The sequence below is a fragment of the Pantoea sp. ICBG 985 genome (assembly GCF_002928365.1).
In the GTDB taxonomy this organism is placed as follows: domain Bacteria; phylum Pseudomonadota; class Gammaproteobacteria; order Enterobacterales; family Enterobacteriaceae; genus Pantoea; species Pantoea dispersa.
In genome coordinates this window covers 175,332-187,934 of sequence record NZ_POWM01000001.1, presented here as the reverse complement: position 1 = coordinate 187,934, position 12,603 = coordinate 175,332, and the positions used below count along the sequence as shown (strand labels likewise).

At 59.5% G+C, this 12,603-nt stretch carries 13 protein-coding genes; 5 read left to right on the top strand and 8 right to left on the bottom strand.

Going from position 1 to position 12,603, the window contains the following annotated elements; all coding sequences use genetic code 11:
• Positions 1-2: 2 nt before the first annotated feature.
• Both C1Y42_RS23345 and tesB read left to right on the top strand, forming a co-directional pair.
• A complete protein-coding gene (locus C1Y42_RS23345; RefSeq protein ID WP_146068777.1) occupies positions 3-194 on the top strand; it encodes a hypothetical protein in 192 nt (63 codons plus the stop codon).
• On the top strand, positions 191-1,054 hold the full coding sequence (gene tesB / locus C1Y42_RS00900; protein ID WP_088516247.1) for an acyl-CoA thioesterase II: 864 nt from the start codon (positions 191-193) through the stop codon (positions 1,052-1,054). Before C1Y42_RS23345 ends, tesB begins: the two co-directional genes overlap by 4 nt.
• Before the next feature lie 72 nt (positions 1,055-1,126).
• Here tesB and amtB read toward each other — a convergent pair whose 3' ends face one another.
• The 5 genes from amtB to C1Y42_RS00875 all read right to left on the bottom strand — a co-directional run bounded on the left by amtB (position 1,127) and on the right by C1Y42_RS00875 (position 7,071).
• Positions 1,127-2,416, bottom strand: a complete 1,290-nt coding sequence (amtB, locus tag C1Y42_RS00895) for an ammonium transporter AmtB (protein WP_021507199.1) — start codon at positions 2,414-2,416, stop codon at positions 1,127-1,129.
• 33 nt (positions 2,417-2,449) lie between these two features.
• Positions 2,450-2,788, bottom strand: coding sequence for a P-II family nitrogen regulator (glnK, locus tag C1Y42_RS00890; RefSeq protein ID WP_007886947.1), 339 nt, complete (start codon positions 2,786-2,788; stop codon positions 2,450-2,452).
• 259 nt (positions 2,789-3,047) lie between these two features.
• On the bottom strand, positions 3,048-4,823 hold the full coding sequence (locus tag C1Y42_RS00885; protein WP_058769395.1) for a SmdB family multidrug efflux ABC transporter permease/ATP-binding protein: 1,776 nt from the start codon (positions 4,821-4,823) through the stop codon (positions 3,048-3,050).
• Complete coding sequence (locus tag C1Y42_RS00880) at positions 4,816-6,585, bottom strand: SmdA family multidrug ABC transporter permease/ATP-binding protein (RefSeq protein ID WP_031279655.1); 1,770 nt, start codon at positions 6,583-6,585, stop codon at positions 4,816-4,818. The genes C1Y42_RS00885 and C1Y42_RS00880 overlap by 8 nt, the downstream gene beginning before the upstream one ends.
• Before the next feature lie 24 nt (positions 6,586-6,609).
• Positions 6,610-7,071 carry an Lrp/AsnC family transcriptional regulator gene (locus C1Y42_RS00875; RefSeq protein WP_021507196.1) on the bottom strand — a complete coding sequence of 154 codons (462 nt, stop codon included), beginning with the start codon at positions 7,069-7,071 and terminating at the stop codon, positions 6,610-6,612.
• Positions 7,072-7,186: 115 nt separating this feature from the next.
• On the opposite strand from C1Y42_RS00875, the gene C1Y42_RS00870 reads away from it, so the two are divergent.
• Entirely contained in the window at positions 7,187-8,221 is a 1,035-nt protein-coding gene (locus C1Y42_RS00870) for a PLP-dependent cysteine synthase family protein (protein WP_104092656.1), read from the top strand.
• Between the two features lie 34 nt (positions 8,222-8,255).
• On the opposite strand, the gene cof is transcribed toward C1Y42_RS00870, so the two are convergent.
• Positions 8,256-9,077 carry an HMP-PP phosphatase gene (cof, locus tag C1Y42_RS00865; protein WP_104092655.1) on the bottom strand — a complete coding sequence of 274 codons (822 nt, stop codon included), beginning with the start codon at positions 9,075-9,077 and terminating at the stop codon, positions 8,256-8,258.
• A gap of 93 nt (positions 9,078-9,170) precedes the next feature.
• Between cof and C1Y42_RS00860 the strand changes: the two genes are divergently transcribed.
• Both C1Y42_RS00860 and queC read left to right on the top strand, forming a co-directional pair.
• Complete coding sequence (locus tag C1Y42_RS00860; RefSeq protein WP_104092654.1) at positions 9,171-10,886, top strand: SgrR family transcriptional regulator; 1,716 nt, start codon at positions 9,171-9,173, stop codon at positions 10,884-10,886.
• Between the two features lie 26 nt (positions 10,887-10,912).
• Positions 10,913-11,608 (top strand): 7-cyano-7-deazaguanine synthase QueC, encoded by a 696-nt coding sequence (gene queC / locus C1Y42_RS00855; RefSeq protein ID WP_104092653.1) that lies wholly within the window; start codon positions 10,913-10,915, stop codon positions 11,606-11,608.
• 44 nt (positions 11,609-11,652) lie between these two features.
• On the opposite strand, the gene C1Y42_RS00850 is transcribed toward queC, so the two are convergent.
• The gene (locus C1Y42_RS00850) at positions 11,653-12,060 is read right to left on the bottom strand and encodes a thioesterase family protein (protein ID WP_104092652.1); all 408 of its coding nucleotides are present in this window, start codon (positions 12,058-12,060) and stop codon (positions 11,653-11,655) included.
• Positions 12,061-12,161: 101 nt separating this feature from the next.
• Positions 12,162-12,485 (bottom strand): helix-hairpin-helix domain-containing protein, encoded by a 324-nt coding sequence (locus tag C1Y42_RS00845; RefSeq protein ID WP_058775229.1) that lies wholly within the window; start codon positions 12,483-12,485, stop codon positions 12,162-12,164.
• Positions 12,486-12,603 lie beyond the last annotated feature (118 nt).

Here is a 12,603-nt window from a genome sequence, read left to right as displayed (position 1 = left end):
TTATGAACACTATGATTGTCGGCGGTAAATTTATTGGCTGGGTTTTCCACCGCCGATTGCTGTTAATTCTGGCACAAAAATCCGCTTTGCGCCTGAAGCCCCGCCATGCTGCTGAAAACCGGGTAAAAGCGTTGCGCAAACTGGTCGGATCTTTCACACTGACGCCATTGGCATCACTGAGGAATCCGTTATGAGCCAGGCACTGCACAACCTGCTTAATTTATTGAATCTGGAAAAACTGGAAGAAGGCCTGTTTCGTGGGCAGAGTGAAGACCTCGGCCTGCGCCAGGTGTTTGGCGGCCAGGTTGTGGGACAGGCGCTATATGCGGCAAAACAAACCGTGCCGGAAGCCCGTATCATTCACTCCTTCCACAGCTACTTTCTGCGCCCGGGCGACAGCCAGAAAGCCATTATTTACGATGTGGAAACCCTGCGCGACGGCAAAAGCTTCAGCGCCCGCCGCGTCAGCGCCGTACAAAACGGTCAGCCGATCTTCTACATGACCGCCTCCTTTCAGGCACCGGAAGATGGCTTCGAGCATCAGAACAGCATGCCGCAGGTGCCGGGACCCGATAACCTGCCCTCCGAGCAGGATCTCGCCCACCGACTGGCTGCGCACCTGCCGCTCAAGCTGAAAGAAAAATTCCTCGCCGAGCGCCCGCTGGATATCCGTCCGGTGCAGATCCACAATCCGCTGAAAGGCCACGTTGATGAGCCGCTGCGCCAGGTCTGGGTGCGTGCCAATGGCCAGCTGCCGGACGATCGCCGCATTCATCAATATCTGCTGGGCTACGCTTCCGATCTCAACTTTCTGCCGGTCGCGCTGCAGCCGCATGGCAAAGGCTTCCTTGAGCCGGATATGCAGGTGGCGACAATTGACCACTCCATGTGGTTCCACCGTCCATTCGATCTCTCCGAGTGGCTCCTGTACAGCGTGGTAAGCACTTCAGCGTCCGGCGCGCGCGGCTTCGTGCGCGGTGAGTTCTTCAGCCAGGACGGCACGCTGGTGGCGACGACGGTGCAGGAAGGGGTGATGCGTCAGCGCGAAGCATAAAAAAAGGGGCGATTATCTCGCCCCTTTCTCATCATTATAGTTATAGCGCACTGCTCTTCTGCCAGCCGGCACTTACTGGTTGTAAGCGTTCTCGCCGTGGCTGTTCACATCCAGACCTTCACGTTCCTGTTCTTCCGGTACGCGCAGGCCAACAATCATATCTGCCAGCTTGAAGCCCACGAAGGCTACTACGCCAGACCAGACGATGGTCAGGCCACAGCTGAACAGCTGCACCCAAACCTGATGGCCCATGGTCACGCCTTCCGCGTAGCCTACGCCGCCCAGTGAAGAGGAGGCAAACACGCCGGTCAGGATACAGCCGAGGATACCGCACACGCCGTGCACACCGAACACATCACACGGGTCATCAACGCGCAGCCATTTCTTCAGCGTGGTCACACCCCAGATACCTGCCAGGCCACCGGCCAGACCGATAATCAGTGCGCCGCCGACGCCGACATAACCACAGGCTGGCGTGATGGCAACCAGACCGGCGATGAAGCCAGAAGACGCACCCAGCAGTGAAGGCTTACCGCGCAGCGCCCACTCACCGAACACCCACGACAGCACGGCACCCGCAGTGGCCACTACGGTATTCAGGAAGGCCAGCGCCGCGATTTCGTTAGCGGAAGACGCAGAGCCGGCGTTGAAGCCGAACCAGCCAACGTACAGAATCGCGGTACCGGTAAACACCATTGGCAGGTTATGCGGTTTGAACGCTTCTTTACCGAAGCCAGCACGCTTGCCTACCAGGTAAGCACCAACCAGACCCGCAACGGCGGCGTTGATATGCACCACGGTACCGCCAGCGAAGTCCAGCGCGCCATCCTGTGCCAGGAAGCCGCCAGCCCACACCATATGTGCGATAGGCAGATAGGCCAGCGTCAGCCACACCAGCACGAAAATCAGTACCGCAGAGAAGCGAATACGCTCAGCCAGCGAACCAACAATCAGCCCCACGGTGATACAGGCGAAGGAAGCCTGGAACGCCACGTGAATGTACTGATAGAAGCTGCCCATCACCGCTTTCAGCTCAATATTTTTCAGCATCGCCCACTGGAAGTTACCGAAGAAGGCGTTGCCTTCGCTGAACGCCAGCGAGTAGCCGTAGACGATCCACAGTACGCACACTAACGCGAACGTCACCGCGACCTGAGTCAGCATCGACAGCACGTTTTTGCCGCGAATCAGGCCGCCGTAAAACAGGGCAATGCCGGGAATTGTCATGAACAGTACCAGCGCGGTACAAATCATCATAAACGCGTTATCGGCTTTATCCGCTACGGCAGGCGCAGCTGCCATCGCAAGAGACGGTAACAGCGCCAGGCTGGTGAGGCCCAACTTAGTCATTACTTTATTCATTTCTTTCCATCCCATCACAATTCAGAGCCCCAGTTACAGTGCTGCTTCGTCGGTCTCGCCGGTACGAATACGAATCACGCGCTGCAGTTCCGCGACGAAAATTTTGCCGTCGCCAATTTTGCCGGTGTACGCGGCTTTGCTGATCACATCCACCACTTCATCCAGCTGATCGTCCGCAATCGCAATATCGATTTTTACTTTTGGCAGGAAGTTAACGCTGTACTCGGCACCGCGGTACAGTTCTGCATGGCCTTTCTGACGACCGAAGCCTTTCACTTCGGTCACGGTCAGGCCCTGAATGCCAATGGAGGATAAGGCTTCACGCACGTCCTCCAGCTTAAATGGTTTGATTACCACGGTAACCAGCTTCATACGTTCCCCTCCGGATATAAAAATAGGTGAGTCTTCGCGGACACGCAGAGAGTTAAGCAAAGGCTGTGCCACAAATGGCAAAAGTAGGCGCTAAGGCTGCCGGGCGCAGAGTATCGCGCTCCGGTATGGCGTAACGGGCAAGGTTTTCATTCGGAAAAACAGAAAGGTGGGACTTTACTGCACTCCTTTGGTGCTTGCGGCCTCAAAGGAGTGCATCAATACAGAACATTCCGATAAATCTGCGCAAAAAAGGTGCAAATCACCCCTCTGCCGTTGCGGGTATGCCCGCCGCGAGTTCATCGCCGGCCTGCTGCAGCTGGTACATCTGCCAGTAACGGCCCTGCTGCGCCAGCAGTTCGGTGTGCGTACCACGTTCGACCACCTGACCACGGTGCAGCACCAGAATCTGATCCGCTTCGGTAATGGTGGAAAGACGGTGAGCAATCACCACCAGCGTGCTGTGCTGGCGCAGCGTGCGCAGCGCCTGCTGAATCGCCTGCTCGGTGCCTGAGTCGATATTGGCAGTGGCCTCATCGAGGATCAGAATCTGCGGCAGCGACACCAGCACGCGCGCCAGCGCCAGCAGCTGCTTCTGCCCGACCGACAGCGTGTTCCCCTGCTCACCGAGCCGGGTATGAATGCCGTCGCGCATCGCGCGGGCCAGCGGTGCCAGCTGCACCTTCTCCAGCGCGCGCCACACGTCCTCTTCGCTGATATCGCGTCCCAGGCGCACGTTGGCCAATAGCGTATCGGCCAGTACCACCGGATCCTGTTGCACCATCGCCACGCTGCCGCGCAGCGCATCGTGCGTCAGCTGGCGCAGCGGGCGGCCATCCAGTTCTATGCTGCCGCGCGTCACCGGATAGTAGCCCATCAACAGATTGGCTAAGGTGCTTTTTCCGCTGCCGGTGTGGCCGACCAGTGCCACGAAGCCGCGCGCCGGCACCTCGAGATCGATATGGCTAAGCACGTCGCGGTTGTCGCGGTAGGCAAAGCTGACATCGCGCAGGGTGATACGCCCGGAAGCCAGCGGCTGAGCGTCACTGCCGTAGCCCTGCTGCGCCGCATCCATCAGTTCAAAAATACGTTCGCCCGACACCACCGCCTGCTGCAGCATTGACTGCTGCGTGGTGAGCTCGATCAGTGGCTCGTTAAGGCGGCCAAGATAAGTGATAAAGGCGTAAAGCACGCCAACCTCAAACACGCCCGGCGTGGCGAAGCTGAACAGCATCAGCAGACCGCACAAAATCAGTGCAGAAAACAGGCTGAGCAGCGGACGCAGCAGGAAGCCGTCCAGCCGCAGCGTCTCCATCCGCGCCAGATAGTGCGAACGGCTGGCTTCGCCCATGCGCTCGCCAAAGCGCGCCTGCTGGCGAAACTGCTGGATTACACTCATGCCGTTAATCACTTCGTTGAAGCCATTATTGATTTCGGCCAGATAGCTACGTACGCGGCGCGCAATCGGCGTGCTGTAGCGCTGATAGATCAGCATCACCGTTAACACCAGCGGGAAAATCACCAGCGCCACCAGCGCCATACGCCAGTCGAGTGCAAACATCGCCACCAGCATCGCGCCAATCAGCGCAGCGCTGCGCAGCACAGTGGCCACCACCGTGACGTAAAGATCTTTGATCACTTCGGTGTCGTTGGTGACGCGCGAAATAATCTGCCCCACCGGCTGGGTGTCGAAGGCACTGAGCGGCTGGCGCAGCGCCGCATTCATCACGTCGACGCGCAGCTGCTGCACAACCCCAATCGCCGCGCGGTTAAACAGCAGCGCCTGGAAATAGTGCAGACCCGCTGCCAGCAGCTGTAGCAGCACAAAACCCACCAGCAGCCCGGCCACGATGCCCCACGGCATCTGGTGTTTTGCCACCAGGTTATCGATAAAATAACTCACCAGCACCGGACCGGTGACTTCAGCAGCGGCAGCGATCCACAGCATGCCGACGGCCAGCCACAGCGATTTGCGCCACGGTTTACCGTAGGCCAGCAGGCGTTTCAGCGTTGGCCATAAGCGTTGCGATTTAGCCATGGTCGGCTCCCTGTTCTGACTCGTCCTCATCCAGCGCGGCTTCCAGCTGCTGATAGCGATACATATCGCGATACCAGCCCGGCTGCGCCGCCAGCGTATCGTGATCGCCGCGCTGTGCCACTGCGCCCTGCTGCAATACCAGAATCTCGCTGGCTTCGGTCAGCGCTGACAGCCGATGCGCGCTGATGATCAGCGTGCGCCCTTTGCCCCACAGGCGCAGGTTATGCAGGATTTCATGTTCGGTACGGCCATCAACCGCCGACAGCGCATCGTCGAGGATCAGAATCTCCGCGTTGAGCAACAGCGCACGCGCAATGGCGATGCGCTGTTTCTGCCCGCCAGAGAGCATGACGCCGCGCTCGCCCACTTCGGTAGCGTACCCCTGTGGCAGACGCAGTATGTCATCGTGCACGCAGGCCATCTGCGCCACGCGCTCAATCTCTTCCTGCGTTGCCTCCGGGCGGCCCAGCGCCAGGTTATTCGCAACGGTATCGGAAAACAGGAACGGCGTCTGACTGACCACCGCCAGCCGGCTGCGCCAGCTGTCCAGCCGCAGCTGCGGTAGCGGAATGGCGTGATAGCAAATCTCGCCCTGATCGATATCAAAATGGCGCTGAATCAGGCTCAGCAGCGTGCTTTTGCCGCAGCCGGTAGGCCCGCACAGCCCAAGCATCTGCCCGGGTTGTAGCTGGAAATGCACGTCGCTCAGCACCGGCGCGCTGCTCGCCGGATAGTGGAAGGCGCGGATCGCCACCTGCAGCACGCCCGCTTCCACCGGCAGTGGCTGCTGACCATCCTCAACCGCAGGCGCTTCCGCCAGCAGCGCGCCAATACGGCTCCAGGCCGCGCTGCCGCGCTCGACGATGTTAATCATCCACGCCAGCGCCAGCATCGGCCAAATCATCAGCCCTAAATACATGACAAAGCTGGTGAGCTGCCCGAGCGTCAGTGAACCGTGCCACACCATCCAGCCGCCACCGCCAATCGCCAGCAGATTCGAAAAGCCCACGGCGATATAAATGATGGGATCGAAGCGCGCATCGACGCGCGCCACGTGCAGATTTTTGCGGCCGGTGTCGCTGGCGATATCCGCAAACTGGCTCGACTGATGATCTTCCAGGCCAAAGGCTTTGATCATGCGGATGCTGGTCAGACTCTCCTGCGTTTGATCGTTCAGGCTGGAGAACGCCGCCTGCGCCACTTTGAAGCGCTGATGCAGGCGCGCGCCGTCTTTCTGGATCACCAGCGCCATAATCGGCATGGGAATCAGCGCCAGCAGCGTCAGCTCCCAGCTAATCTGCACGCTCATTACCGCCAGCACGACCAGCCCCATCACCAGCGAATCCACCAGCGTCAGCACCCCTTCACCCGCGGCAAACACCACGCGATCGACATCGTTGGTCGCGCGCGCGATCAGATCGCCAGTACGGTGGCGCAGGTAAAACGCCGGATGCTGGCGGCTAAGCTGGCGGTAAAAATCTTCACGCAGCTCCACCGCCAGCTGGTAAGAGGCGCCGAACAGCAGCACGCGCCAGACGTAGCGTAGTAAATAGACAATCACTGCGGTCACCAGCATCACGCCGATCCACAGAAAAATTTCGCCGCGCGTCAGGCTGTGCTGGGTCACGCCGTCGACAATCACGCCGACCAGATGCGGAGGCAGCAGCTGCAGCAGCGCAATGATAATCAGCAAGCTGATGGCGCCCAGATAGCGCCGCCACTCGCGCAAAAAATACCAACTTAACTGGCTGAATAATCGCACAAAACAATCTCTTGTGATGCCCGTTCAGGGCGCTACCGGCAAGGCGGTGGTGTATTTAATCTCTTCCATAGCGAAGCTGGAGGTGACGTCAATCAGCCCCGGCACGCCGTTAACCAGACGTTTGTAAAACGCGTCGTAGCTCTTCATATCGGCCACCTGAATGCGCAGCAGGTAGTCGTACTCGCCCGCCATGCGGTAGAAGGCCATCACTTCCGGCATCTGCTGTACCACCGCGACAAACTGCTGAAACCAGTCGCTGCTGTGCTGCTGGGTTTTGATCAGCATAAAGGCGGTGAGCGACAGGCCGAGCTTTTCACCATCCAGCAACGCGACGCGCGCCCGAATAATGCCATCATCTTCCAGCTTTTTCAGGCGTTTCCAGCACGGCGTGGTGGTGAGATTCACCGCATCGGCCAGCGCCTGCAGCGACAGCGTGCAGTCTTTTTGCAGCAGCGCCAGCAGTGTGCGGTCAGTTTTATCTAGCATTCGCCACCTCAGGAGAAAAATTTTCTCTTATTTGCCCATTATAACCAAATTTTAGCAACCTCTTTTTCCTGCCAGTGCCTTACACTGAGCGCAATCTCGCTGCCGGAATCGCACCATGCAAACGCCCTGGGTTCGCCACGCTATCAATGAAATTAACGCCGACTTTCAGCGCTCCGCTGATACGCACCTGATCCGTTTTACGCTGGACGATTTCCCCGGCATTCGCTTTTATCTTAAGGATGAAAGCACCCATCCAAGCGGCAGCCTGAAACATCGCCTGGCGCGTTCGCTGTTTCTCTATGGTCTGGCCAATGGCTGGATTGGCGAAAACACGCCGATCATCGAAGCCTCCTCCGGCAGCACCGCGGTGTCGGAAGCCTATTTTGCCCGTCTGCTCGGCCTGCCGTTTATCGCCGTAATGCCAGCCAGTACCGCGCGGCGCAAAATCGAGCTGATCCGCTTTTACGGCGGGGAGTGCCACTTCGTGGCCGATCCGTGCCAGCTGTATAGCGAATCCGAGCGTCTGGCGCGTGAACTCAACGGCCATTTTATGGATCAGTTTACCTACGCCGAACGCGCCACCGACTGGCGCGGCAACAACAATATTGCCGAAAGCATTTTCCGCCAGATGGCGCATGAACCTTTCCCGGTGCCACACACCCTGATCATGAGCGCCGGCACCGGCGGCACCTCGGCTACGCTGGGGCGCTACATTCGCTATCAGGGCCACGACACGCGCCTGCTGGTGGTCGATCCGCAACACTCGGTGTTTTTCGATTACTGGCACAGCCGCGATCGCACGCTGCGCAGCGAGCGTGGCAGCCTGATTGAGGGGATTGGTCGCCCGCGCGTTGAGCCGTCGTTTTTACCGGATGTGATTGACGAAATGATGAAAGTGCCGGATGGCGCCACCGTGGCGGCCATGTTAAGGCTGGAGCAGATTCTCGGCCGGCGTCCGGGCGCCTCTACCGGTACCAATTTCTGGGGCATGCTGCAGGTGGCAAAACGGCTGCGCGCGCAGGGGCAATCTGCCGCGCTGGTGACGCTGCTGTGTGACAGCGGCGAGCGCTATCCGGATACCTATTACAATCCGCAGTGGGTCGCTGAGCAGATCGGCGATATTCAGGCGTGGCAGCACGAACTGCAATAAAAAACCGGACATCCTGTCCGGTTCACTGTAAGCCTCAGCATTCGGGGGAATAATCGAGGTGTGGTGTGGTCATCCAGTGATTTAAGTAGTGAGACACCGCCTGTGTCTCGCAATGGCCAATAATCGGTAAATGGGGCAGCGAGGTTTTGAGCTGATGCATGGCGTTGCCCATGATAAAACCGCGCCCGACGCGCTCCAGCATTTCGCGGTCGTTCATCGCATCGCCAAATGCCATGCAATCCGCCAGCGACAGCGACAGATGCTGGCACAGCCGCGCCAGCGCGGCGCCTTTGTGGCAATCCACCGGTAAAACTTCCAGACACTCCCTGGCGGAGAAGCACAGGCTGGCGCGATCGCCGAGCGCCTGTTGCAGTTCAATCTTCAGCGCCAGCAGCATCTCATACGGCGCGATAAAGCAGATCTTGGTGACTTCATGTGCCGGCATGCGGCGTAAATCACGCAGCTGATAGTGAAACCCGCTCATCGCGTGCGCTTCCAGCAATCCCGGGAGCGGTTTATCGGTAAACCAGCCTTCGTCATTGAAGATATGGATCGACGCGGGAGTTTGCCAGTGACTGTGCAATACCTCTTCCGCCACCGACGGCGCTAAATCACAGCCGTACAGCTGCCTGCCCTCGACATCGTGAATGCGCGTGCCGTTACCGGTGATCAGCCAGGCGGGCAAGGTGATCTGCCGACGTACTGCCTGCATATCCAGCAGGTGACGCCCCGTGGCAAACGCCAGTGTAACGCCACGCTGGTGTAAGGCGTTGAGGCTCTGCAGCGTCTCCGCACCTAAACGGTGGGTAGGTAGCAGCAGTGTACCGTCCATATCAAATGCCGCGAGGCGGGCCATAGCAACTCTCCGGTCTGAATGAGGGGTTTACTATCGCCTGGTAATTACGGAACTAATAGTGAATACTTTCAAAAAACTGTTCCGGGTTTAATCATGCGACAGCTTCATCGGGTTAATCAGTTTCAGCGCCTGTGGCAGCTTAGCCAGGGCGAAGCGCAGCGCATCAGCGTTGCGGCCATGGCGCAGCACTGCTTTTGCAGCGAGCGCCACGTGCGTACCCTGTTGCGGCAGTGGCAGCAGGCGGGCTGGCTGCAGTGGCACGGTGCGGCGGGACGCGGTAAACAGGGCGAACTGCGCTTTCTGCTCTCTCCCGAACAGCTGCGTCAGCAATTGCTTAGCCAGCAGCTGGCAGCCGGTGAAGCGGTACAGGCACTGCAGGTACTGGATGTCGCGCCTGAACGGCTGGTGAAAATGCTGCGCCCACTGATGGGCGGCCAGTGGCAGAATCAGGCGCCGGTGCTGCGCATTCCCTATTATCGCGCGATGGAGGCGCTGGATCCGCTGCAGCTCACCGGACGCGCCGAGCAGCATCTGGTACGCCAGATTTTTTCCGGCCTGACGCGCTTTAACGCGGATGATGTCGAGGGCGATCTGGCACATCACTGGCAGCACGATGCGCAGGGCCGCGAATGGTATTTCTGGCTGCGGCCGCTGCTCAGCTGGCACAACGACGAACCGGTGCAGGCGGCACAGCTGGTCCAGCAGCTGCAACGTATCATGCAGACGCCGCAGGGCGGCCGCCTGCTGGCGGCGGTGGAACACATCGATGCGCCACATCCGCTGGCGCTGCGTATCCGGCTGCGCACCAGCGATTACTGGCTACCGCAGCGGCTGGCGCATCAGTTTTGCCTGCTGCCGCATCCGGAACATGCCGATATCGGCAGCGGACCGTGGCGCCTGACGCACTTTACCCGCGAGCTGGTGCGGCTGGAGAGCCATGCGCGCTGGCACCATCAGCGTCCGCTGATTCAGGTGGTGGAATACTGGATTACGCCGCAGCTGTTCGATCGCGGGCTGGGCACCAGCTGTCGCCATCCGGTGCAGATCGCCATTGGCGATCCCGACGAGCTGGACACGCTGCGGCCGGTGGATCGCAGCATCAGTCTCGGTTTCTGTTATCTGGCGCCGCGTTTCTCGGCTCGCTTCAGCCAGGCGCAGGCCAAAACGCTGCTCGCGCTGATTCAGCACAGCGGCGTTATTCAGCAGCTGCCGCTGGATGAAGGCTTAATTACGCCAACCGCAGAACTGCTGCCCGGCTGGCCGCTGCCCGCCCCGCACCGCCCGGATGGCGCACTGCCCGCAACGCTGACGCTGCATTATCACCTGCCCATCGAACTGCACGTCATGGCGCAGGCGCTGGTGCCGCTGCTGGCGGCACAGGGCTGTACCCTCACCTGCGTATTTCACGACGTCAAAAGCTGGCGCGACGACATCGATCTGAGTGACGCCGACATCATCATGGGCGACCGTCTGATTGGTGATGCGCCGCAGTTTACCCTGGTGAACTGGCTGGAAAATGATGCGGCCTGGCAACCGCTGCGTCCGGCGGTACTGCAGGCACCGCTGCACGCTATCGCCCGTCAGGCCAGCCCGGCACTGCGCAGCGCCGCGATTCATCAGCTGTTTCAGCGGTTAATGCGCGACGGCCATTTGCTGCCGCTGTTTAACTATCGCTACCAGGTGTTTGCCCCGCCTGGCGTCGAAGGTATTCAGCTTAACAGCATGGGCTGGTTCGATTTCACCCGCGCCTGGATCCCGCCGCCTGCCGCAGGCGGTGCTGTTCAGCCCGCGCCAGAGTCAGTACCATAGGCGCACTGATTTATGGGGAAGAAAACATGAAACGAGCCGTTGTCGTATTCAGTGGCGGACAAGACTCCACCACCTGTCTGATTCAGGCGCTGCAGCAGTATAATGAAGTGCACTGCGTGACCTTTGATTATGGTCAGCGCCATCGCGAAGAGATCAGCGTCGCCGCAGGGCTGGCGCACCAGCTGGGCGCGCGGGCGCACAAAGTGCTGGACGTAACGCTGCTCAATGAACTGGCGGTCAGCAGCCTGACGCGCGATAACATTCCGGTGCCGGCCTACAATCCGCAGGCCAGCGGCCTGCCCAGCACCTTTGTCCCGGGGCGTAACATCCTGTTTCTGACGCTGGCCTCAATTTATGCCTATCAGGTGGAAGCCGAAGCGGTGATCACCGGCGTGTGTGAAACCGATTTTTCCGGCTACCCGGATTGCCGTGACGAGTTTGTCAAAGCGCTGAACAACGCCGTCACTCTCGGCATGGCGCGCGACGTGCGTTTTGAAACGCCGCTGATGTGGCTGAATAAAGCGGAAACCTGGGCGCTGGCGGACTACTGGCAGCAGCTGCCGCTGGTCCGCTCGGAGACGCTGACCTGCTACAACGGCGTTAAAGGCGACGGCTGTGGCGAGTGCGCGGCCTGCCACCTGCGCGCGCGCGGCCTGGCCGATTACCAGGCCAATGCGGCCAGCGTGATGGCGGCGATGAAACAGAAAAGCGGCCTGCGCTGATTGCGGCCGCGCTGCGGGCTGGCGTGCTTTCTGGGCATGTCAGCTCAGGAAGGCGCGGTCATCAATGCCGCCAGGCGTTCACGTAACTCACCTTCCAGCGGCACGGTTTTTTGCGTGCGCAAATCGATGCAGACGAAGGTCAGCGCCGCATCCGCCACCAGCGTGTTATCACCCGCCAGCCCCACCCGCTGTAAAATAATGCCGCTTTTGCCGTTGAGCTGCGAGACCTCGCTCTCAATGTGCAGCACGTCGCCCAGCACCGCCGGACGACGATAGTTAATGTTGATATTCACCACCACAAATGCCAGCTGCTGCTCCAGCAGCCAGTGAAAGGCATCGGCATCTTCCAGCCACTGCCAGCGCGCCTCTTCCAGAAATTCCAGGTAGCGCGCATTGTTCACATGCTGATAGACGTCAAGATGATAGCCGCGCACTTTGATGGTGGTTTGCATGATTGCTCCTGTTCAGGCTGTGAATGACAACTGGTTGGACCTGTTGAGCATAGCACAGCCTGATGGGCCGCTTTAGCAATCCTTCAGAGTCGCGAGCCGCTTCACAATTTCAGCCGCGCGCTGTTCCGCTCCACCAGCGCACTGCCAATACCAGGTACTTCTTTCAGCTGCTCGATGGCGCTGAAGGGCCCGTACTGCTCACGATAGCTGACAATTGCCTGCGCTTTTTTCAGTCCAATACCGTTCATGGCGGCGGCCAGCTGCTCGGCCGTGGCCTGATTGATGCTGACCTGTTCCTGCTGCGGCGTGGACACCTGCGTCGCCTGCGTTTCACTGGGGCTTTCCGCCGCCGCCAGTCCGCTGGTCCAGAGCGCGCCGCCCAGCGCCAGCGTGATGCAAAAGGCACGAAATGTTGATTTAACCATGCTGTGTTTCTCCTTGTGTTTGACAGCCACTGCAGGGTGGCACAAGCGAGAAACGCACTCAAAAGGCGATGATCAGAAATGGAAAAGGCCGCAGAAGCGGCCTTTCGGTATTGCAGCA